The sequence below is a fragment of the Actinomadura coerulea genome (assembly GCF_014208105.1).
GTDB classification, from domain to species: Bacteria; Actinomycetota; Actinomycetes; order Streptosporangiales; family Streptosporangiaceae; genus Spirillospora; species Spirillospora coerulea.
Genome location: NZ_JACHMQ010000001.1, coordinates 1,494,185 through 1,515,368, shown reverse-complemented (window position 1 = coordinate 1,515,368; position 21,184 = coordinate 1,494,185). Strand labels below are relative to the sequence as shown.

The window sequence follows — 21,184 nt, the reverse complement described above, 5'->3', positions numbered from 1 at the left end:
CCTGAATCACGCCCAAGTTCGGACATCAGCGAAGATTCGCTGCTCAGAGAGGGTCAGAGGAGGGCAGAGGGGACGAACGGGGGTCAAGGCCTGGCAGTTCAGACGCCGGCGGCGGGGGCGGGGGCCGTCGCGGGCTCGCGGTTGACGTGCCCCACCACGCGCTTGAAGCCCCAGACCGAGATCGCGATGCCGATCGCTCCGAGGCCCGCGACGATGCCGGTGCGGATCCACAGGTACATGCTGATCGACTCGTTGAAGAGCATCCAGAGGCTGACGGCCACGTTGGTGAGCAGCACCGCCGACCACAGCAGCGAGATGCGCAGGAAGAACTGGTGGACCCGGGCGTTCTTGTAGAACGCGTCGGGGATCGGCGCCATGTCCTTGGCGAGCTTCATCGCGAGCGGCCGCCGGAGCGGTACCGAGGCGAGGAAGGCGATGCTGACGGCGAGCGTGCCGAGGGTCGGCTGGAGGAAGTAGATGACGGCGCTGTGCGTCGCGGCGGCGAGGGCCGCGCGGACGGTGACGCCGACCGCGGCGAGCATGAGCATCCCCGAGACCGGGTGCCCGCGCACGTACCGGTAGACGATCCCGCCGTACACCCAGGCGACGGCGGCGACGAGCGCGCCGTTCAGACCGAGGATCATGAGGGCGGCGTAGAAGACCGCGACGGGGGCGATGACACCCTCGATGAAGCGTGGGAGCGCGTGCATCAGCAACGCGGTCACCCGCGGCAGTTCGAAGATGTGGTGGCCGCCCGCGTGCTGGCCGTCCTGCGGCTTCGGTGCCCGCACCAGGCCTGGCGGTTCTTCCGCGTTCATGGTCCCCGGTCGTTCCATCGAGCGCTGCGCTCCCCGATCGGTGTTCATGGTCTCGGATGTGCTCACGATTCGCCCCACCGTACGTGATGATCCGCGCGCGTCCGTCTGGTTTAGACGGATTCGTCCCCGCACGGCCGTTCCCCTGTTAGTTCGGCCCCGACGCCCGTGTGGTGCGCCTCAAGGCCGCATGCGGCCAGGTCCGAATCCCGTCTCCTCGGCTTATTGCCGAGTTTCCGCAGAGGTCACAACGGGACGCTTCCGGGTATCCCCAAACCCTTTTCAGGACTCGGGCGCGGTGATCTGGACCTCTTTCGCGGCTGCGTAGATCGCGCGTAGCGTGACCGCCACGGACGGCCTGCGTACGCTGGCGGTGCGAGTCACGGCGTAGACCTCTCGGGCCAGCGTGCATTCGGGGATGCGCCGGACCGCCACTCCCTGGTCGCCGGCGGCGAGCGCCAGCGCCGGCACCGCGGTGATACCGATGCCGCGGGCCACGAGGCTCAGGATCGTGTGGAGGCCTTCGAACTCCCAGGGTACAGGACGGGCGCCGCCGACCGTGTCCAGAAGCCGCTCCACGGCCTGCCGCGACGGCTCCCCGGCCGGCGCCGCCATCCACGGCTCGTCCCGCAGCCGCTGCAGTTCCACCGGCCGGTCCGGCCGGGCCATGGGGTGGGTGTCCGGGACGACCAGGACGAGGGGGTCGCGGCGCAGGTGGAAGAACTCCAGCGCAGCGGGCGACTGGTCCGGGACCTTGCCCGTCCAGTCGTCGATCAGCGCGATGTCGACCTCGCCGTTCTGCACCTGGCGGATACCGGTGCCGGGGGCGGTCTGGCGCAGCACGAACGTGAGCCCGGGATGGTCGCCGAGGCTCTGCGCCAGCGCGGGGGCGAACGCGACGGCCGCGGTCGGGAACGCGGTCACCACGACCCGGCCCATGGGGGCGTCGGCCTGGGCGGACAGCTCCGCCTCGGCCGTCTCCACAAGACCGAGGATCTCCTCGGCGCGCTCGGCGAGGCGGCGCCCGGCGTCGGTCAGCTCCGCGCTGCGCGCCGTCCGGTCCAGCAGCGGGACGCGGGCCTCCCGTTCGAGGGCGGCCAGTTGCTGGGAGACGGCCGAGGGCGTATAGCCGAGGGCGGCGGCGGTGGCCGCGATGCTCCCGCGGCGGGAGAACTCGGCGAGAAGCCGCAGGCGGCGCAGCTCTAGCATCAGCCCATCTTACGGTCAGCATCGGCGAGACTCGCTTGTAATGATGCTCGATGGGGGCAAGAGTTAGTCGAACCCGGCCGGGTCGCAACACACGGGGATTCCACGATCACCCTCCGTGATTCAGCCATGCCCTTTTGGAGTGCTCATGCCCCAGAACCTGCCCTCAGCCGTCCGGCCGCTGTCGTTCGAGCCGCGCCCCATCCCCCTGTCCGCAACGCTCGCGGTCAACGAGGCCCTGGCGGCCAAACGCAGGCGGGGTGAGCGCGTGCTTCCCCTCGGCTTCGGAGAGGCCGGTATACCGATACATCCCGCCCTGACCCGCGAGCTCGGCGCGGCCGCGGGCCGGGGCGGCTACGGGCCGGTGGCCGGAAGCGCCGCGCTGCGCGCCGCCGCGGCCGGGTACTGGGCCCGCCGCGGGCTGCCCACCGACCCCGCCGCGGTCGTCGCCGGCCCCGGCAGCAAGCCGCTGCTGTTCGCCCTGCTGACCGCGCTGGGCGGCGACGTCGTCGTGGCGGCCCCGAGCTGGGTGAGCTACGCGGCGCAGGCGTCGCTGGCGGGCGTGGACCCGATCCGGGTGGCGACGCCTCCGGGCGAGGGGGGCGTCCCGAGCCCGGCGCTGCTGGCCGACGCGGTGGTCCGGGCCCGCGCGCGGGGCCGCGACGTGCGGGCCGTCGTGGTGACGCTGCCGGACAACCCGACGGGGACCATCGCCTCCGAGGCCACCGTGCGGCGGCTGTGCGCGGTCGCGCGCGAGCAGGACCTGGTCGTCATCTCCGACGAGATCTACCGCGACCTGGTGCACGCGCCGGGCGTGACGGTGCCGAGCCCGGCGCGGTACGCGCCCGAGCGGACCGTCGTGACGACCGCGCTGAGCAAGAGCCTGGCCGCCGGCGGGTGGCGGATCGGGGTGGCGCGGCTGCCGGAGGGCCCGTTCGGACGGGCACTGCGCGACAGCCTGCTGGGCGTGGCCAGCGAGATCTGGTCCAGCGCCCCGGCCCCGATGCAGCACGCCGCCGCGTTCGCGTTCGCCGAGCCCCCCGAGCTGGTCGAGCACGTCGACCGCAGCAGGCGCCTGCACGGCGCCGTCGCCGGCGCGGTCGCCGACCGGTTCGCCGCGGCCGGCGCGCGGGTGGTGCGGCCGGAAGCGGCCTTCTACCTCTACCCCGACTTCGGCCCGATGCGGGACGAACTGGAGGCGGCGCACGGCATCCGCACGGGCGCCGACCTCACGCACCTCCTTCTGGAACGGTACGGAATGGGCGTGCTGCCCGGCAGCTCGTTCGGCGACGCCCCGGCGGCGCTGCGCATGCGGGTGGCGCCGAGCCTGCTCTACGGGGAGGACGACGAGCAGCGCCTCGCCGCGCTGGCCTCCCCCGCCCCGGCCACCCTGCCGTGGATCGCGGAGTCCCTGGACCGGCTGAGCGAAGTGCTCGCAGACCTGTCGGCGAGCGCCACGGTGGGTGAGCCGGCGCTCGTCTGAGGGGGGAGCACGGTCCGCGGGCCGCCCGGTCGCCGGGCGGCCCGCGGACCGCTGCGTGAGGCGCCGGGCGCGCACCGTCACGGCGCCTCGTCCGGGGCGGGAAAAGGATCAGCGCCCGGCCCGACCGGCGCGTATAAGCGTGGTGTAAGGTCCAACGACGCACGGGGCGAACGTCGCGAATCGACCAGCGGCAGGCCATCGGGGGTCCTGTCCGCCTCGCCCGTGGTAAACCCAGGACGAGCGCGAAGTCACGCGGTGATGGAAGAAGGCGAGGGGGCCCGCCATGAGGCATGCACGGGACGGGGCTGCCGCGGCGATGAGCGCCGCTTCCAGGATTCTGGTCGCGCGGGGCAAGAACGAGCCCCAGGAGATGGAGAACCCCGACGTCGCCTGGGGGCAGCGCGCCCGTGACGGAGTGTGGGTGCCGACCAGGGACGGGCAGCGGATCCACCTCGGAATCGACGTCGCCGCGGCCGACACCGTCGCCCAGGTGCTGCGCCCGAGCCTGCGGGTGTTCGTCGGAGTGGACGTCGACACCGACATCGTCGCGCAGACGACGGCCGGCGGGGTGCGCCTGCTCACCGTGATCCACGGCCCCGACGCGCCCACCGAGTTCCGGTTCGCGGTCTCCCTCGCCGACGGGCTCGCGCTGGAGTCGATGCCGTCCGGCGGCTACGACGTCGTGCACCTGCGGTACGGCGCCACGGTGGGGCGCCTCTACAACCCGTGGGCGAGCGACTCGATGTTCCGCCAGGTGAAGGCCGACTACGCGCTTGACGGCTCGGCGGTCACGATGCGCATCCAGCACACCGACGCCTACTACCCCGTCGTCGCCGACCCCCACTACGAGCGCTGACGCCCGGCGGGGGCGGCGTAACGGATCTCAGGAGGGCGGCCTCCTCACCGCCACGGGGTCCTCGAAGTCGAGCTCCCTGCCGATCTCGCGGAGCGTCTCGGCCCCGATCCTGCCCTTGCGGTAGAGCACCTGGAGCCTGGCGCGCTGCGCCCTGACCAGCTCGCTGCGGACGCGGCCGCTGTCGGGCGGGCGCCGCCCCTCCCCGCCCTCCCGGTCCAGGAAGTACCGGACGCGTTCGAGCCGCAGTTCGAGCATCTGCCGGAAGGCCTCGGCGGTCTGCTCGTCGACGTCCTCCTCCTCCGCGAGCTCGTCCAGCCGGGCCAGGGCCGCCTGGAGCCCCGCCTTGCGGGCGAGCATCGACTCCGTGCGCCGCCGCTCCGGCTCGATCAGCCCGAGCCGGAGCAGCAGGAGCGGCAGCAGCGGCGCCTGCCCGACCAGCGTCACCAGCACGACGAGCGCGGCGAGCAGGACCAGCAGCCCGCGCTCGTTCCCGAGGCCGACGGGCAGCGACAGCGCGATGGCCAGCGAGATCGCGCCGCGCATGCCGCCGAGGCCGATGACCAGCCGCTCCCGCGGGCCGAGGTCCGCCCGGCTGCGCCGGCCGCCGGGCACCAGCCGGGCGAGCGGCCCGTTGCCGAGCTGCCAGAGCAGCCGGACGCCGATCGCCACGGCCGACACCGCGAGCGCGACCGCCACCACCGTCCCCCACGTCCGGCCGCCCGGGGCGCGGACGATCTCCCGGATCTCCAGGCCGAGCAGGACGAACAGCGCCGACTCCAGCAGGAAGGTGAGGATCCGCCAGAAGGTGGTGCCGGCGAGCCGCGAGGCGGGCTGCAGGAAGCCCTCCCCGTGCGTGCCGATGGAGAACCCCGCGACGACCGTCGCGAGCACTCCGGACGCGCCGAACCGGTCCGCGGGGATGAACGCGACGTAGGGCGTGACGAGGGAGACGATGATCTGGCTGACGGGGTCGCCGATCCAGCGCCGGATCCGGCGGACGACGATGCCGACGACCAGCCCGTAGGCCACGCCGCCGAGCACGATCTGCGCCACCCGGGCCGCGCCGTGCGCCACGGTGAAGTCGGTGCCGAGCGCCTCCACCGCCAGCCCGAAGATCGTCAGCGCGGCGCCGTCGTTGATCAGGCTCTCGCCCTCCAGGATGGTGACCATCCGCGGGGGCGCGCCCAGCCGCTGCATCACCGCCGTCGCCGCCACCGGGTCGGTGGGCGACACCGCGGCGCCGAACGCCAGCGCGGCGGTCCAGCCGACGTCCGGCACCAGGACGTGCAGCGTCGCGGCCACCGCGACGGTCGTGACGGTGGTCAGTCCGAACGCCAGGGCGAAGATGGGGACGGCGTCGTCGCGGGCCTCGCGCGGGGCGGTGAAGAACGCCGCGTGGTAGAGCAGCGGCGGCAGGAACCCGAGCAGCACCACCTCGGGCGGGACGACGACCGCGGGCAGCGCCGGCACGAACCCGGCCGCCAGGCCCAGCAGGACGAGCACGATGGCGTCCGGCACGCGCAGCCGCCCGGCCAGCCCGCGGGCCAGCAGGACCACGACGGCGACGGCCAGGAAGACGATGAAGAGCCGGTCCTCCTCCACGGCGGTGGTCCTTGCCGGAAAGCGGCGGGGTAGTCGCGGGAGCGGCCCACGGTATGGAACGTTCCGCTCGGATGCGGGCGCCGTGGGCGCCAGCGTGTCCTGGCGGGGTGGGCGCCGACGTGCGCCGTTCCCGTCATATGGTGGGGGCCACGGGCCGCGTTCCGGCCCCGGCGACGCCGCCGGGCACCCGACCGCCCGGGTCCCCCGAGACTGGAGTCATCGTGATCTTCACTCATGACACCGAGCACGCGCTCGCCGTCGTCGTCGACCTGATCAACACGAGCGAGGCGGCGTCCGGCGCGGAGGAGCTCGGCGGGCTGCCCGGCCTGCGAGAGTTCGTGGAACGCAACTCGTTCAGCGACGTGGGCGAGCTCACCGCCGCCGACCTCGCCCGCGTCCTGGACCTGCGCGGCCGCTTCCACGCGGTGTTCCGCTCCGGGGACGTCCCCTCCGCCGTGCGGCGGATCAACGAGATCGTCGGCGAGGTCCGCCCGACGCCGCACCTGACCGACCACGACGGCTACCACTGGCACGTGCACTTCTTCGCGCCGGGCGCGCCCCTCGGCGAGCATCTGGCCGCCGACTGCGGCATGGCGCTGGCCTACGTCGTCGCGGCGGGCGAACTCGACCGGCTGCGCACCTGCGAGGCGCCGGACTGCTCACGCGTCCTGGTGGACCTGTCCCGCAACCGCTGCCGCCGCTACTGCGACAGCCGCACCTGCGGCAACCGCATGCACGTCGCCGCCTACCGCGCCCGCCAACGCGAGGCGGGTTGAATCGATCGCTGCATCGCTCCGGCTCGCCCGCAGGGCTCGCTTCGCGAAGAGGGGAAGGGTCGCCGCACGAGGTCCTTGTTGGACGCTGTGACCAGTACCGGTCGGGCGGGGACGGGCGGACCAGAAGGGAATTCGGTTCAAACGGTGCCCTCCCTCGTCATGAACGTGGCCTGGTCGGTAACCTCATAAATCACGCTCGTTGCGGGTTTCGGCCCGTGGTGGGCCCGCGTCGGACCTATTTCAGCCATGGAGGATCCGCTGTCCAGGCGAGCACTCATCACCGGCATCACCGGACAGGACGGCTCGTATCTGGCCGAGCATCTGCTTGAGCTGGGATACGAGGTCTGGGGCCTGGTGCGGGGGCAGGCGAACCCCCATGTGTCGCGACTGCGCAAGCACATCGGCGACGTGCAGATCACCACCGGGGACCTGCTGGATCAGGGCAGCCTGATCTCGGCGGTGGAGCGGGTGCGGCCCGACGAGGTCTACAACCTGGGCGCGATCTCCTACGTGCCGATGTCGTGGCAGCAGGCGGAGCTGACCGCCGAGGTCACCGGGATGGGCGTGCTGCGCATGCTGGAGGCCATCCGGGTGGTGTCGGGGATCAGCCCGTCCCGCACGCCGGGCGACGGGCAGATCCGCTTCTACCAGGCGTCGTCCTCGGAGATGTTCGGGATGGTGCGCGAGACGCCGCAGAACGAGAAGACCCCGTTCCACCCGCGCAGCCCCTACGGGGTGGCGAAGAGCTACGGCCACTACATCACGCAGAACTACCGCGAGTCCTACGGGATGTTCGCGGTGAGCGGGATCCTGTTCAACCACGAGTCGCCGCGCAGGGGCGCGGAGTTCGTGACGCGGAAGGTGTCGCTGGGCGCCGCCCGCATCAAGCTGGGCCTGGCCACCGAACTGCGCCTCGGCAACCTGGAGGCCCGCCGCGACTGGGGCTACGCGGGCGACTACGCCCGCGCGATGCGGATGATGCTGGCGCAGGACTCCCCGGAGGACTATGTCATCGGGACGGGCCAGACCCAGTCGGTGCGGGAGCTGGTGGAGTTCGCCTTCCGCACCGCGGGCCTGGACTGGCAGGAACACGTCGTCCTGGACGCCAGGTACACGCGCCCGGCCGAGGTCGACCTGCTGTGCGCCGACCCGAAGAAGGCCCGCGAGCAGCTCGGCTGGGAGCCCGAGGTGACCTTCGAGGGGCTGGTGACCATGATGGTCGAGTCGGACCTGCGGCTGCTGTCGCGGTCCGCGCGCCCCGAGGACGAGCCGTTCAGCCCCGACCATTGGTAATCCGCTTACGGCGGCCGTGGCACGATTCAGGTATGGCCACATGTGAGCACGTGCAGTCCCTCCCGGTGGAGGACCCCTCCCCCAACACACCGCAGGGGTGTGAGGACTGCCTCCGAGAGGGCACACGCTGGGTCCACCTGCGGCTCTGCCTGGGCTGCGGGCATGTCGGATGCTGCGACTCCTCGCCCAGACGGCACGCCAGCGCGCACTTCGACAAGGAGCGGCACCCGGTCGTCCGGTCGTTCGAGCCGGGCGAGGACTGGCGCTGGTGCTTCGTCGACCAGCTGATCGTCTGATGCCGGACGTCCGGCTGGGCACCGGCCCAGGGCGCTGGATCCTGCTGGCGACGGTGCTCGGGTCGAGCGTGGCGTTCCTCGACTCCACCGTCGTGAACGTGGCGCTGCCCAGGCTGGCCCGCGACCTGAACGCCGACATGGCCGACCTGCAGTGGACGGTGAACGCCTACACGCTGACGCTCGCGGGGTTCATCCTTCTGGGCGGCTCCCTCGGGGACCGGTTCGGGCGCCGCCGGATCTTCCTCGTCGGCGTGGTGTGGTTCGCGGTCGCCTCGGTGCTGTGCGGCGCGGCGCCGAACGTCGAGACGCTGGTCATGGCGCGGGCGCTGCAGGGCGTGGGCGGGGCGCTGCTCACCCCGGGCTCGCTGGCGATCATCCAGGCGTCGTTCGCGGCCGACGACCGCCCCCGCGCCGTCGGCGCCTGGTCGGGCCTCGGCGGCGTCGCCGGCGCGATCGGCCCGTTCGTGGGCGGCTGGCTGGTGGAGGCGGCCGGATGGCGGTGGGTGTTCCTGCTGAACGTGCCGCTCGCCGCCGTCGTGGTGCTGGTCGCGGTCCGGCACGTCCCGGAGAGCGTCGACCCGCAGGCCCACGGACGCTTCGACGTGTCCGGCGCGGCCCTCGCGGCGCTGGCCCTGGCGGGGACGACGTACGCGCTGACCGAGGCGCCGGGCGGGGGCGCACCCGCGCCCGTCATCGCCGCCGCCGCGATCGGGGGCCTGGCGGCTGCCGTCGCGTTCGTGCTGCTCGAACGCCTGCGCGGGCGGCCGCGCAGGCGGGCCGGCCGGGAGGCGCCGCAGCCGATGCTGCCGCTGGACGTGTTCTCCTCGCGGCAGTTCTCGGCCGTCAACGTCGTCACGTTCATCATGTACGGCGGGATGGGCGTGATGTTCTTCCTGTTCGTCCTGAACCTCCAGGTCGTCACCGGGTTCTCGCCCATCGCGGCCGGGACGGCGCTGCTGCCGGTCACCGTGCTGATGCTGCTGCTCTCGGCCCGGGCGGGCGCGCTCGCGCAGAAGATCGGCCCTCGGCTGCCGATGACCGTGGGCCTGCTCGTGGCGGCCCTCGGCATGCTCCTGGTGGGCCGGATCGGTGCGGACGCCTCCTACGTCCGGGACGTCCTGCCGGCCGTGGTGGTGTTCGGGCTGGGGCTGGCGGCGGTGGTCGCGCCGCTGACCGCCACGGTCCTGGCCACCGCCGACGTCCGCCACGCGGGGGTGGCCAGCGGCGTCAACAACGCGGTGGCGCGGGCCGCCGGGCTGCTGGCGGTGGCGGCGATCCCGCCGCTGGCGGGGCTGACGGGCGACGCGTTCAACAACCCCGCGGACTTCTCGCACGGGTTCCGGCTCGCGATGATCACATGTGCCGCGCTCCTGGCGGCGGGGGCCGTGCTGTCCTTCCTCACCGTCGGCGACGACGCGCTGCGGACGCCGTCCGGGGCGGCGGTCGAGCCGGAGTGCCGGCGCCAGTGCGGGGTGGGCGCGCCGCAGTTGCAGCCCGAGCCGGAGACCGTTCCGGCCGAGCGCGCCGGGAGGGCTCCGGGCGAGTCCGGAGCCTGACCGCCGGACCGGTCCGCTGATTCCCGGTCCTAATCCGGCTATGTCCAGGACCGGAGCGGTTCGTTGGCATACGGTCGGTGCATGAATCTGCGGCAGCTGCGCTATGTCGTGGCGACCGCCGACCATGGCACGATGACGTCGGCGGCACAAGCCCTCTACGTGGCCCAGCCCGCGCTTTCGCGGGCCGTGCGCGAACTGGAGCGCGAGCTCGGCCTGGAGCTGTTCGCGCGGTCCGGCCGGGGGGTCGTCCTCACCCCCGCCGGGGAGCAGGTCGTCCGGCAGGCCAGGGTCGCCCTGGACGCCGTCGACGCCATCGAGGGGCTGGCGGTCACGCGCGCCGACGGGCGCGGCGCGGAGCTGCGCATCGCGGTCACCGCGTCGCTGGAGCCGGAGCTGACCGGTGGGCTCATCCCCCGCTTCGCGCGCGACCAGCCCACCGTGCGGGTCCGGGTGGTGCGCTGCGCGGCCCGCGAGCAGATCGCCGCGGTGCTGCGCGCGGGCCGCGCCGACCTGGCGCTGACCGACCTCCCCGTCCCCGGCGACATGACCGCGCACCCGTTCGAGCAGCGCGAGGTGGTGCTGATCTCCCCGCCCGCGCTGAAGGTCCGCGAACCGGTGCCGCCCGCCGCGCTGGACGGGATGCGGCTCGTGCTGCCCGCCCGCGGCGGCGCCCGGCGCGCGGAGATCGACACGATGCTGCGGCGGATCGGCGCGCGGCCGGTCGCCGCGGTGGAGTCCGACGAGCGCGGCGCCTGGCTCGGCTGGGTCCGCGCCGGACGGGGCTCCTTACTCTGGTACCGCAACCAGATCGACGACACCGAAGGGGTGACGGTCCGCTCGTTCATGCCGCCGCTCACCCGCATGATCGGCCTCGTGCACGCGCACCGCCGGCTGCCGCCCGCCGCCCGCGACTTCCTGACCTTCGCCAAGCAGGCGCCGCCCCGCGACGACCACCCCCGCTGACCGCGCCCCGGACCGGCCGCGCGACGCCCGTCCTGCCCGGTCATGCCATGATTCGGCGGTGGGAACGACGCACGCACTCTGGCTGCTGGCCGTACCGGTCGGCGCCCTGATGGTGGCCGCGGCGGCGCGGCGCCTCGGCCTGTCGGCACCGCTGGTCCTGGTGATCGCGGGGCTCGCCTTCTCCTTCGTCCCGGGGGTACCGGAGTTCGAGCTCGAACCCGAGTTCGTGCTGTTCGTGTTCCTGCCGCCGCTGCTGTTCTCCGCGGCGTGGAACAGCTCGTTCACCAACCTCCGGCAGAACGGCTGGTCCATCGGCCTGCTGTCGGTGGGGCTGGTGCTGTTCACGACGTTCGCCGTCGGATACGTGGCGCACCTGATCGTCCCCGACCTGCCGCTGGCGGCGGCGTTCGTGCTCGGCGCGATCGTGGCGCCGCCCGACGCGGTGGCGGCGGTGAGCATCGCGCAGCGCCTCGGCCTGCCGCGCCGCACGGTGACGGTCCTGGTCGGGGAGAGCCTGTTCAACGACGCGACCGCGCTGACCGCGTTCCGGGTGGCGCTGATCGCGGCGACGGGCGCCGGGTTCACCCTCCTGGACGGCGTGGGCCGCTTCCTGTTCGCCGCCGTCGTGGGCGCGGCGGTCGGGCTGCTGCTCGGACCGCCGCTGCACTGGCTGCGGACCCGGCTGAACGACCCCCTGGTGGAGAACGGCGTCGCGCTGGTGGCACCGTTCGCCGCCTACCTCATCGCCGAGAGCGTGCACGCCTCCGGGGTGATCGCCGTGGTGGTCAGCGGCCTGTACCTGGGGAACCGGGAGACCGAGTCTGCGGCGGTGACCCGTCTGATCGGGCACTCCTTCTGGAAGGTCATGGTCTTCCTCCTGGAGTCGGTGGTCTTCCTGCTCATCGGCCTCCAGCTGCCCCCGATCGTGCACGAGATGTCGGGACGGAGCTGGCAGGAGCTGGCCTGGTGGTCGACCGCCGTGTTCGCCGTCACGGTCGCGGCCCGGTTCGTGTGGGTGTTCCCCGCCTCGCAGGTTCCGCGGCTGCTGTCGCGGCGGGAGCGGGCGCTGCCGAACGTCGGCTGGCGCGGGCTGGTCGTGGTGTCGTGGGCCGGGATGCGCGGGGTGGTCTCGCTCGCGGCCGCGTTCGCGGTCCCGTTCGTCGCCTCGGGCGACAGGCCGTTCCCGGGGCGCGACCTGATCCTGTTCCTGACGTTCACCACCGTGCTCGGGACGCTGCTGGTGCAGGGGCTGACGTTCCCGGCTCTGATCCGCGCGCTCGGCATCGGCGGGGACCAGGAGCGCTACGCCGACACCGTCGCTCTGGCGGGCGCGCAGCACGCCGCCGCGCAGGCCGCGCTGGAGCGGCTGGAGGAGCTGAACGCCGAGGAGCGGCTCGACGCGTCGGTGGTGGAGCGGCTCCGGCAGCTCGCCGAGCACCGGCAGCTGCGCGCCTGGGAGCGGCTCGGAGGCGGGACGGGCCCGGAGGGCGAGGAGGTGCCGACGGCGACGTACCGGCGCCTGCGGCGGGAGATGCTGATGGCCGAGCGCCGGGTGTTCGTGCGGATGCGGGACGAGCGCCGCATCGACGACGAGGTCCTGGCCCGCGTCATGCACGAGCTGGACCTGGAAGAGGTCGCCCTCAGCCGCGACTAGCGGGCGCCGCGCCCCGGCCACGGTCGTGCCGTGGCCGGGGAGCGAGCCGCGTTCAGACCGCCCCGTTGAGGGGCTGCTCGGGCAGTTGGACGGCGTAGGACTCCTTCACCACGTCGAGGTGGTGCCAGGACTCCCGTACCGTCACCCCGGACACCGACCGGATGGCGTCGAACACGGCCACCAGCTCGGCGCGGGAGGCCGCCTCGACCTGCCCGACGATGTCGTAGCGGCCGAAGCCGGTCGCCAGGTAGCGGACGCCGTCCTGGGCGGCGACCGCGTCGGCGACCTTGCGCAGCCCGCCCGTCACCACCAGCCCGAACCCGCCGAGCTCCGCGGCGCCGAGCGCCAGGGGGTCGGCGAGCCCGGTCACCTGGATGACGCCCGTGCGCATGAGCCTGACCACCCGGGCCCGGGTGGCGGCCTGCGAGAGGCCGATGACGTGCGCGAGCCGGGTGTAGGGGGCGCGGCCGTCGCGCTGCAGCTCGTGCAGCAGCCGCCAGTCGATGTCGTCGAGGGTGACCTCGCCGAGCTCGCGCACCACCGCGTGCGTGTCGCGCACGGTGGACACCGACCGGAACACCTCGGCCGCGCGGACGCCGGCGACGGACCTGATGTGGTCCACCTCGGCCGCGAGCGCGGCGTCGTCGCGGGTGCGCACCTGGGCGACCAGGTCGTACGGGCCCGCGGTCAGCGCGGTGAAGCTGACCGCGGCGCGTTCGGCGACGGTCTCGGCCACCTCCCTCGCCGAACCGGCCACGGTGACCGAGACGTGCCCGATCGCCTCCGCGCCGACGACGGCGGCGTGCACGATGCCGACGACGCGGACGACCTGGGTTTCGAGAAGGTGCTGCACCCGTGCCCGCACAGCCGTGCGGGAAAGCCCGACGCGATCGGCCAGCGCCTGGAACGTCGCCCTGCCATCCCGCTGGAGCTCGCGGACGAGCACGGCGTCGACCGCATCCAGCACGGCTCTCCTCCTCGACATGTGATGAATCGTTTTGCCAGCAACTGCAAGATCATTCCATTTCAGGACGGTATGACGTCAAATATTGATCTTGCTCGTGTTCGCCATGCCCGACGACCGTCGAAGCGTCGGTGACCGGTTCCGGGCGGCGACGTTTTAAATGCCGCAGAAACCGGTACGAAAGCGCAACGCTGCCGAGCCCGCGCCGCGCGCGCGGCGCGGCGCGGCGCGGGCGGTGGACGCGCCGGACGGCCGTGACCGCTCCGGCGATCGCCGCCCGGCCGGGGCGGCCGACGGCGCGGGCGGGCATGGCCGACCGGGACGACGTGCGTGACCTGCATGCGCTTCTCCCGGTGTTCTTCTGACCCACCCCCTACGGCGGATCCGCCGTCCGCGCGAGGCACATGTAAGAAAAGTGCATCGGGGGCGCAGTTACGTCAAGAGGTAACTTTACAGAGAGCCAAGCCTCACGTTGCACCGTTTTGCATCAGGTGCACGCGCTCACTTTCGTTATCCCTGGAAGGAGGGGGGAAGACGAGCGGAGACGACACTCGACGCCCTCCCGGGACACAGTGTCATCACCCCTGGTCACGGGCTCTGCCCGCGGCGACGGGGCGGTCCGGGCGTCCGGCCGCCGGCCATGGCGGGAGCACGGCCGGGTATCGCCGAGAATGTACGGTGGCCCAGCCACTGCGAACGCGATTGGTGTGTAGTACTGCCGTGCACCTGCTGAACGGTGAGCGTTCCGCTCACGACCTCACCTACAACGACGTCTTCATGGTCCCCCGCCGTTCCTCCGTCGGGTCGCGCCTCGAGGTCGACCTGGCCACCGCGGACGGCAGCGGGACGACCATCCCGCTCGTGGTGGCCAACATGACGGCCGTGTCCGGCCGCCGGATGGCCGAGACCGCCGCCCGGCGCGGCGGCGTCGCGGTGCTCCCGCAGGACATCCCGGTCGACGTCGTCGCCGAGGTCATCGAGTGGGTCAAGGGCCGCGACCTGGTGGTGGACACCGCGATCCGGCTCGACCCCTCCAGCACGGCCGGGGACGCGCTGGCGCTGCTGCCGAAACGCGCGCACAACGCCGTGATCGTCGTCGAGGACGACCGTCCGGTGGGCGTCGTCACCGAGGCCGACTGCATGGGCGTGGACCGGTTCGCCCAGCTCCGCGACATCATGTCCCGCGACCTGGTCACGCTGCCCGCCGGCGTCGACCCGCGGGAGGCGTTCAACCGGCTGCACGAGCGCGGCCACCGGCTCGCGCCCGTCGTGGACGCCGAGGGCCGCCTCGCCGGCGTCCTCACCCGCACCGGCGCGCTGCGCGCCACGCTCTACCGCCCGGCCGTGGACGCCGCCGGCCGGCTGCGCGTCGCCGCGGCGGTCGGCGTGAACGGCGACGTCGCGGGCAAGGCCAAGGCGCTGCTGGAGGCGGGCGCCGACCTGCTCGTCGTCGACACCGCGCACGGCCACCAGGACAAGATGATCAGCGCGCTCGCCGCGGTCCGGGCGCTCGACCCCGCCGTCCCGGTCGTCGCCGGGAACGTGGTGACCGCCGAGGGCACCCGCGAGCTCATCGAGGCGGGCGCCGACATCGTCAAGGTCGGGGTGGGCCCCGGCGCGATGTGCACCACCCGGATGATGACCGGCGTCGGCCGCCCGCAGTTCTCCGCGGTGCTGGAGTGCGCCGCCGAGGCGCGCCGGCTCGGCCGCCACGTGTGGGCGGACGGCGGCGTCCGGCACCCGCGCGACGTCGCGCTGGCGCTCGCGGCCGGCGCCGCGAACGTGATGGTGGGCTCGTGGTTCGCCGGCACCTACGAGTCGCCGGGCGACCTGCAGCGCGCCGCGGACGGGCGGCTCTACAAGGAGAGCTTCGGCATGGCCTCTGCCCGAGCGGTGCGGCTGCGCACCGCCGAGGACTCCCCCTTCGACCGCGCCCGCAAGGCCCTGTTCGAGGAGGGCATCTCCACCTCCCGGATGTTCCTGGACCCGCAGCGGCCCGGCGTGGAGGACCTGATCGACTCGATCGTGGCGGGGCTGCGCAGCTCGTGCACCTACGCGGGCGCGCGGACCCTGGAGGAGTTCCACGAGCGCGCCCTGGTGGGAATCCAGAGCCCGTCCGGCTACGCCGAGGGCAAGCCGCTGTCCAGCAGCTGGTAAAGCGCGCCTCCTCCACAGCGCCAGGCGTCGCCGCATTTCGCGACACGCCGCCGCCTTCGCCCCCCGTTCAGCCCGCTGACCTGCACTCTCTTACGTCGGGAACGGAGAGGGGTCTCCGTCCCCCGAAGGGGGCGCAGCATGGTCGACGGCGGGCCGACCGGGGCCGGGACGCGGCCGCCGGCGGAGGGCGCGACGGGTCCGGCGGCCCGGGACCGCGAACGGGGCCGCCGGGCGCGGAAGGCGGCGCTGCGGGAGCTGGCCGAGGCGCTGGTGATCGCCGCGGTCTCCCCGGCCCTGCCGGGCATCGCGCACCTGCGGTCCGGACGCGTCCGGCTCGGGGCGGCGCTGCTGACCGTCCAGGCGCTGGCGCTGACCGCGGCGGCCCTCGCCGCCGGGTACGGGCGCCCGCTCCTGCTGGAGGCGGCGGCGCGGCCCGCGTGGCCCGCGGCGATGGCGGCCGGCTGCGTGGTCGTCGCGGCCCTGTGGGCGGGTCTGATCGTCCACTCCTACGCCGTGCTGCTCCCGGCCGGGCTGGCGCCGCTGTGGCGGCTCGCGGGCGGCACCACGGTGTCGGTCCTCTGCCTGCTGGTGATCGTCCCGCCGCTGTCGGCCGCCCACGCGCTGGCGCCCTGCCCGCTACGTGATCATCCGTACGGGCCCCCGGACGGCGGCGGATTCACTATCCTGACGATCTGCACCAAAGGCCACACCCGCTCGCATGCGATCGACTCTTACGCAACCTTTGCCCGGTTCGACGCGTCCATAATGTGAGCCGAGGCTTAATTCACTGTGGGTGGGAATCGGAGCGTACATGGGTCGGTCGCCGAGTGGGCGTACCCGGAACAGGGACGATGCGGGTACCTCCGGCGGAGCCGGGGGCCTTCCCCGCGCGCTGGCGCTGACGCTCGCGTCCGCCCTGGTCTGGGGCGTCGCGCATTTCGTCACGGGCCGCCGGGTCGCCGGCGGGCTGCTGCTCGCGCTGTACGTGGCGATCGTCGCCGCCCTCGCGGGCGCCGCCACGCTCTACCGCTCCGACCTCGTCCACTACGCCGTCCAGCCCGCGGTGCTCCAGCGGACCTCCGCCGCGATCATCGCGCTCGGCGTGCTGTGGATCCTCGTCGTCGTCCGCTCCTACCTGCTGCTGCGCCCGGTCCGCCTCGCCGCGGGCGCCCGGACGCTCGGCGCGGCCGCCGTCGCGGTGATGTGCTTCGCCGTCGCGGTGCCGGTGGCATGGTCGGCGCACAGCACCTACGTGTACCGGGACGCGCTGACCAGCATCTTCCGCACCGGCAGTGAGAACGGCAAGCCCGTCGACGCCAAGGACCCCTTCAACGGCGAGTCGCGCGTCAACATCCTGCTGCTCGGCGGCGACTCCGCCGCCGACCGCACCGGCGTGCGCACCGACAGCGTGACGCTCGCCAGCGTCGACACCAAGACGGGCGACACGGTGCTGCTGAGCCTGCCGCGGAACCTGGAGCGGTTCCCGATGCCTCCCGGCCCGGCCCGCGACCGGTTCCCCTACGGCTTCACCGGCGACGGACCGCAGAACCCGGGCCTGCTCAACGAGGTCTACGAGTACGCCGAGAACCACCCCGACGTGGTGCCCGGCGTCGCCAAGAAGCGCCGCGGCCCCGAACTCCTGAAGGCCACCGTCGCCGGAGTCCTCGGCCTGCGCGTGGACTACTACATCCTCGTCGACATGTTCGGCTTCGCCGACATCGTCGACGCCATGGGCGGCGTCAAGCTCAAGATCACCGAGCCGATCCCGTACGGCCTGCAGGGGGGCGTCCTGCAGCCCGGGGACCGCACGCTGAAGGGCAAGGAGGCCCTCTGGTACGGGCGGTCCCGCACCAACAGCAGCGACTACGTGCGGATGAGCCGGCAGAAGTGCCTGATGCGGGCGATCGCCGAGCAGGCCGACCCGCAGACCGTGCTCACCAGCTTCGACAAGCTCGCCGCGGCGGCCAAGCGGACGCTGTCGACCGACATCCCGCAGGAGCTGCTGCCCGCGCTGATGAAGCTGTCGAACCGGGTCAAGAACGGCGCGCAGATCAGGAGCCTGCAGTTCGTCCCGCCGCTGATCTACACCGGGAACCCGGACTTCGACAAGATCCGCAGCCTGGCGGCCGACGCCGTCAACAGCGAGCCGCGCCAGGTCAGCGCCAAGCCGAGCGGCACCCCGACCGCCTCGCCCACCGCCTCGCCCACCGAGTCGCCCGACGGGCAGGACGGCGGCGAGCCGTCCAAGCCGAGCTCCAAGCCGGTGTCACTGGAGAGCAGCTGCCCCTGACGGGGCGGCCACGCCCGCGGCCGGCGTCCGTCCCGCCGCGGCGGCCCTGGCCCGCGTGGTTTGTCCTCCCTGCTCCGGGGAGGGGGGATCATTGAGGAACGACCCCTACTGGGAAGGGCTGGTGCGGTGCCTCGGATCCACGGCTGCGACGCCTTCCGCGTGACGATGCCGCGCGGGCGGCGGCCGGAGAGCGTCCTCGTCCGCCTGGCCGGCGGCGACGCCGTCGGCTGGGGCGAGATGGCCGTCCGGAACGGGGCCGGCGACCCCGGCGCGGCATGGGCGGACATCGAGACGCGCATGGGGCCGGCCCTCATCGGGCTCGACTGGGACCGCCCCGAGGACGTGTCCGCCGCCGCCGACCTCGGCGCGCGCGAGGCCGCGGCGGCCGTCGACACGGCCTGCTGGGACCTGTGGTGCCGGACGCGGGGGCTGCCGCTCGCGCACGCGCTCGGCGGCACCCGCACCTCGATCGTGACGGGGGCGCGGATCTCCCCCGAGCCCGCGATCGACACGGTCACGGCCCGGGTCAACAAGGCCGTTGGAGCGGGCCACACCCGTGTCACGCTGGACGTACGGCCGGGATGGGACGTCGAGCCCGTCCGGGCGATCCGGCAGGCCTACCCGGCGCTGGCGCTCGTCGCCGACGCGGGCCACTCCTACACCGAGTCGCCGGAGCACCTGGCGGTGCTGGAGGCCCTGGACTCCTACGGCCTGGCGGCGATCGAACGGCCGTTCCCCGGTGGCGACCTGGCCGCGCACGCCCGGCTCCAGGCGCGGGTGGGCACCGCCGTGGCCCCGGACGTGGGCGATCTGGAGACGCTGGACGCGGCCCTGTCGCTGGAGGCGGGCCGCGCGCTGCACCTGCGCCTCGACCGGCTCGGCGGGCTGACCGCGGCCCGCAGCGCCCACGACCTCGCCTACGCGGCGGGATGGGACGTGTGGTGCAGCGGCTCCGGCGCGTTCGGCATCGGGCAGGCCGCGGCGGTGGCGCTCGCGGCCCTGCCGGGGTGCACGCTGCCCAGCGACGTGTCCGACCCGGCCGGCGGCCCGGTGTTCGTGACGCCGCCGGTGCGCTCGTCCGGCGGCGTCGTCGGCGTCCCGCTCACGCAGCCGGGCCTCGGACACGAGATCGACGAGGCGCGCATCGAGCGGCTGGCGACCCGCCGCCTGCGCCTGTCGACGTGACGCCCGCCCCGGCCTGGGTGGTGGCGGGGCCGCCCGGCTCCGGCAAGACCACGGTCTCGGACCTGCTGCTGCGGCGGCTGCGTCCCGTGCCGGCGCTGCTGGACAAGGACACGATGTTCGGGCCGTTCGTGGAGGCGACGCTCGCGGCGTCCTCCCGCGATCCGGGCGAGCGCGAGGGCCCCTGGTACGACGAGCACGTCAAGCCGTACGAGTACGCGGGGATGACCGCCACGGCGCGGGAGATCCGGTCGCACGGCTGCCCGGTGCTGCTGAGCGGCCCGTTCACCGGCCACATCCGGGACGTGGCGCGCTGGACCGAGTGGGTCGCGAGCCTGGGCGGGCCGCCGGTGCGTCTCGTCTGGATCCGGACGGACCCCGAGACTCTCCGGCACCGGCTGGAGCGGCGGGGCTCGCCCCGCGACACCGGCAAACTGGCGGCGTTCGACGCCTTCGTCGCCCGGATGCTGCCCGGCACGCCGCCCCCGGTGCCCCACACGGCCGTGGACAACCGCCTCGGCGCGCCCGTGCCGCTGGAGGCGCAGTTGGACGCCCTGGCCGAGTGACGGTCTGGCGGAGACCGCGCGGTCTCCGCCAGATGGCCGCCCGGCGGAGGACCGCCGGACGGGAACGGCCGTCAGCCGTTGATGTTGATGTTCACGTTCTTGTTGACGTTGTGCTCACAGCAGCAGTGGTGGTCGTGGCCCTTCATCGGCTCGCCGGACGCCGTGGCGGCCGACGCCGTGGCGGACAGGCCGGTCATCCCGGCCACCGTCGTCCCGGCGGCGAGAACCAGAACCGCTAGACACCTCTTCATGATCATCCCTTTCGCTCCGGCATCCGGTACTTGCGTAGCGATACTCCCCGCCACTTGCCCTATGTAACGTAATGACTGCTAACAGTGAGCAAAGGACGGAGTTGGGTGATTCAGTAGGACTTCGGCAGTTCCGGGGCCCTCGGTGACTACTGCTGCGGCGGCATGTACTGCGGCGGCGGCTCGTACCGGCCAGGCTGGCCGGGCTGGATGTGCTGGCCGGGCGGAATGTACTGCCCGGGCTGCGCGTAGGGGTCGTAGTGGGGTGCGGGCGGCGGGAGCGCGGGCTGCTCCTGCGGTGGAGGCAGCGGCTGCCGGCGGGCGGCCCGGCGATCCTGGTAGGCGTTCCTGAGCCGTCCTCCGACGCGCTTGCCCGCGTCGCCGACCTGCTGCGCCCGTTCGCTCTGCATCGCGTCCTGCATGCGGGCGGCGGACCGCCGGCCGAGCTCCTGCATCTGCCGGGCACGCTCCGACTGGAGGGCACGCTGCATCGATTCGGCCTGCGCGATGCGGGCGGCGTTGTCACGGACGGCCTGTCCCGCGATCTGGCCGGCCGCGTGCGTGCCGTCCCAGGCCATGACGGCGCCCGTCCGCGCGGCCTCGGCGGCGCGGCGGTAGCCGTCCGCGCGGACGAGGGACGTCCCCGCCAGGAGGTCGGCGAGGGCCCGGCGGCGGGCGCCGACGAGGGTCGGCGCGCTGTTGGCCAGGAACACCGCGACGGCGGCCAGCCACGTGACGAGGGACAGGAGGAAGAGCCCGTGCAGGAGAAGGATCCACGCGGTGCAGTACAGGCCGGTGCCGCCCGCCGTGGTCACCAGGGAACGGCGCAGCGCCCTGGACTTGGCGGACCTGGCGTTCTCCACGCGCAGGTCGAGCACGGCCTTGCCGACGGTCCGGCCGGCGAAGGCCTGCCCCGCGAACTGGTGCAGGAACTCGATCAGGATGAGCAGGAGCAGCGCCTGCTCGACGGCGCTGACGGCCGTGTTCCAGATGCCCGTGCCGAAGTTCTCGGCGGCCTGCCGGACGTCGCCGCCGGACAGCAGGAGCCCGCCCGCCGCCGACAGCGCGTCGCCCCAGAGGCCGTCCCCGAGGAGGCCGTTCAGCCGTCCCCACGTCATCATGCCGAGCAGGATCGCGGCGCCGGCGAGGAGGGCGGTGTCGATGCCCCAGGCCGCCAGGCGGCGGCCGCGCGGGGCGGCGGCGGGCGGCGGCGCGGACGGGACGGGCTCGGCGGCGGGCGGTGGAACGGGCGGCGGACCGTACACGTGAGTCCCTCT

Annotated in this window: 19 protein-coding genes; 13 read left to right on the top strand and 6 right to left on the bottom strand. The window is 73.5% G+C overall.

Going from position 1 to position 21,184, the window contains the following annotated elements; translation table 11 throughout:
* Positions 1–98 precede the first annotated feature (98 nt).
* Entirely contained in the window at positions 99–818 is a 720-nt protein-coding gene (locus tag BKA00_RS07070; RefSeq protein WP_244993775.1) for a VC0807 family protein, read from the bottom strand.
* A 279-nt stretch (positions 819–1,097) separates the two neighbouring features.
* Positions 1,098–2,024, bottom strand: coding sequence for a LysR family transcriptional regulator (locus BKA00_RS07065; RefSeq protein WP_185024153.1), 927 nt, complete (start codon positions 2,022–2,024; stop codon positions 1,098–1,100).
* Positions 2,025–2,169: 145 nt separating this feature from the next.
* On the opposite strand from BKA00_RS07065, the gene BKA00_RS07060 reads away from it, so the two are divergent.
* Both BKA00_RS07060 and BKA00_RS07055 read left to right on the top strand, forming a co-directional pair.
* Positions 2,170–3,504: a pyridoxal phosphate-dependent aminotransferase gene (locus BKA00_RS07060; protein ID WP_185024152.1), complete on the top strand. Its 1,335-nt coding sequence runs from the start codon at positions 2,170–2,172 to the stop codon at positions 3,502–3,504.
* Positions 3,505–3,787: 283 nt separating this feature from the next.
* Positions 3,788–4,360, top strand: coding sequence for a hypothetical protein (locus BKA00_RS07055; RefSeq protein ID WP_185024151.1), 573 nt, complete (start codon positions 3,788–3,790; stop codon positions 4,358–4,360).
* Between the two features lie 27 nt (positions 4,361–4,387).
* Here BKA00_RS07055 and BKA00_RS07050 read toward each other — a convergent pair whose 3' ends face one another.
* Complete coding sequence (locus BKA00_RS07050; protein WP_185024150.1) at positions 4,388–5,962, bottom strand: Na+/H+ antiporter; 1,575 nt, start codon at positions 5,960–5,962, stop codon at positions 4,388–4,390.
* A gap of 221 nt (positions 5,963–6,183) precedes the next feature.
* Between BKA00_RS07050 and BKA00_RS07045 the strand changes: the two genes are divergently transcribed.
* The 6 genes from BKA00_RS07045 to BKA00_RS07020 all read left to right on the top strand — a co-directional run bounded on the left by BKA00_RS07045 (position 6,184) and on the right by BKA00_RS07020 (position 12,500).
* The gene (locus BKA00_RS07045) at positions 6,184–6,738 is read left to right on the top strand and encodes a CGNR zinc finger domain-containing protein (protein ID WP_185024149.1); all 555 of its coding nucleotides are present in this window, start codon (positions 6,184–6,186) and stop codon (positions 6,736–6,738) included.
* Between the two features lie 258 nt (positions 6,739–6,996).
* A complete protein-coding gene (locus BKA00_RS07040) occupies positions 6,997–8,031 on the top strand; it encodes a GDP-mannose 4,6-dehydratase (RefSeq protein ID WP_185033810.1) in 1,035 nt (344 codons plus the stop codon).
* A 32-nt stretch (positions 8,032–8,063) separates the two neighbouring features.
* Positions 8,064–8,327 carry a ubiquitin carboxyl-terminal hydrolase 14 gene (locus tag BKA00_RS07035; protein WP_185024148.1) on the top strand — a complete coding sequence of 88 codons (264 nt, stop codon included), beginning with the start codon at positions 8,064–8,066 and terminating at the stop codon, positions 8,325–8,327.
* Positions 8,327–9,883 carry an MFS transporter gene (locus BKA00_RS07030; RefSeq protein WP_185033808.1) on the top strand — a complete coding sequence of 519 codons (1,557 nt, stop codon included), beginning with the start codon at positions 8,327–8,329 and terminating at the stop codon, positions 9,881–9,883. The genes BKA00_RS07035 and BKA00_RS07030 overlap by 1 nt, the downstream gene beginning before the upstream one ends.
* 81 nt (positions 9,884–9,964) lie before the next feature.
* Positions 9,965–10,846, top strand: a complete 882-nt coding sequence (locus tag BKA00_RS07025) for a LysR family transcriptional regulator (RefSeq protein ID WP_185024147.1) — start codon at positions 9,965–9,967, stop codon at positions 10,844–10,846.
* A 58-nt stretch (positions 10,847–10,904) separates the two neighbouring features.
* On the top strand, positions 10,905–12,500 hold the full coding sequence (locus BKA00_RS07020; RefSeq protein WP_230299059.1) for a Na+/H+ antiporter: 1,596 nt from the start codon (positions 10,905–10,907) through the stop codon (positions 12,498–12,500).
* 52 nt (positions 12,501–12,552) lie between these two features.
* Here the strand turns inward: BKA00_RS07020 and BKA00_RS07015 are convergent, their stop codons facing one another.
* Positions 12,553–13,467, bottom strand: a complete 915-nt coding sequence (locus tag BKA00_RS07015; protein WP_185024146.1) for an Lrp/AsnC family transcriptional regulator — start codon at positions 13,465–13,467, stop codon at positions 12,553–12,555.
* 717 nt (positions 13,468–14,184) lie between these two features.
* Between BKA00_RS07015 and BKA00_RS07010 the strand changes: the two genes are divergently transcribed.
* The 5 genes from BKA00_RS07010 to BKA00_RS38680 all read left to right on the top strand — a co-directional run bounded on the left by BKA00_RS07010 (position 14,185) and on the right by BKA00_RS38680 (position 19,659).
* Positions 14,185–15,621 (top strand): GuaB1 family IMP dehydrogenase-related protein, encoded by a 1,437-nt coding sequence (locus BKA00_RS07010; protein WP_185024145.1) that lies wholly within the window; start codon positions 14,185–14,187, stop codon positions 15,619–15,621.
* A gap of 138 nt (positions 15,622–15,759) precedes the next feature.
* Positions 15,760–16,392, top strand: a complete 633-nt coding sequence (locus BKA00_RS07005; RefSeq protein WP_185024144.1) for a hypothetical protein — start codon at positions 15,760–15,762, stop codon at positions 16,390–16,392.
* A gap of 40 nt (positions 16,393–16,432) precedes the next feature.
* Positions 16,433–17,911, top strand: a complete 1,479-nt coding sequence (locus tag BKA00_RS07000) for an LCP family glycopolymer transferase (protein WP_185024143.1) — start codon at positions 16,433–16,435, stop codon at positions 17,909–17,911.
* Between the two features lie 126 nt (positions 17,912–18,037).
* Positions 18,038–19,096, top strand: coding sequence for an enolase C-terminal domain-like protein (locus BKA00_RS38685; protein WP_185024142.1), 1,059 nt, complete (start codon positions 18,038–18,040; stop codon positions 19,094–19,096).
* Complete coding sequence (locus BKA00_RS38680; protein WP_185024141.1) at positions 19,093–19,659, top strand: P-loop nucleotide/nucleoside kinase family protein; 567 nt, start codon at positions 19,093–19,095, stop codon at positions 19,657–19,659. Before BKA00_RS38685 ends, BKA00_RS38680 begins: the two co-directional genes overlap by 4 nt.
* A 71-nt stretch (positions 19,660–19,730) precedes the next feature.
* On the opposite strand, the gene BKA00_RS06985 is transcribed toward BKA00_RS38680, so the two are convergent.
* Together BKA00_RS06985 and BKA00_RS06980 are read right to left on the bottom strand one after the other, a co-directional pair.
* Entirely contained in the window at positions 19,731–19,910 is a 180-nt protein-coding gene (locus BKA00_RS06985) for a hypothetical protein (protein ID WP_185024140.1), read from the bottom strand.
* Positions 19,911–20,056: 146 nt separating this feature from the next.
* On the bottom strand, positions 20,057–21,172 hold the full coding sequence (locus BKA00_RS06980; protein ID WP_185024139.1) for an RDD family protein: 1,116 nt from the start codon (positions 21,170–21,172) through the stop codon (positions 20,057–20,059).
* Between the last annotated feature and the right edge of the window lie 12 nt (positions 21,173–21,184).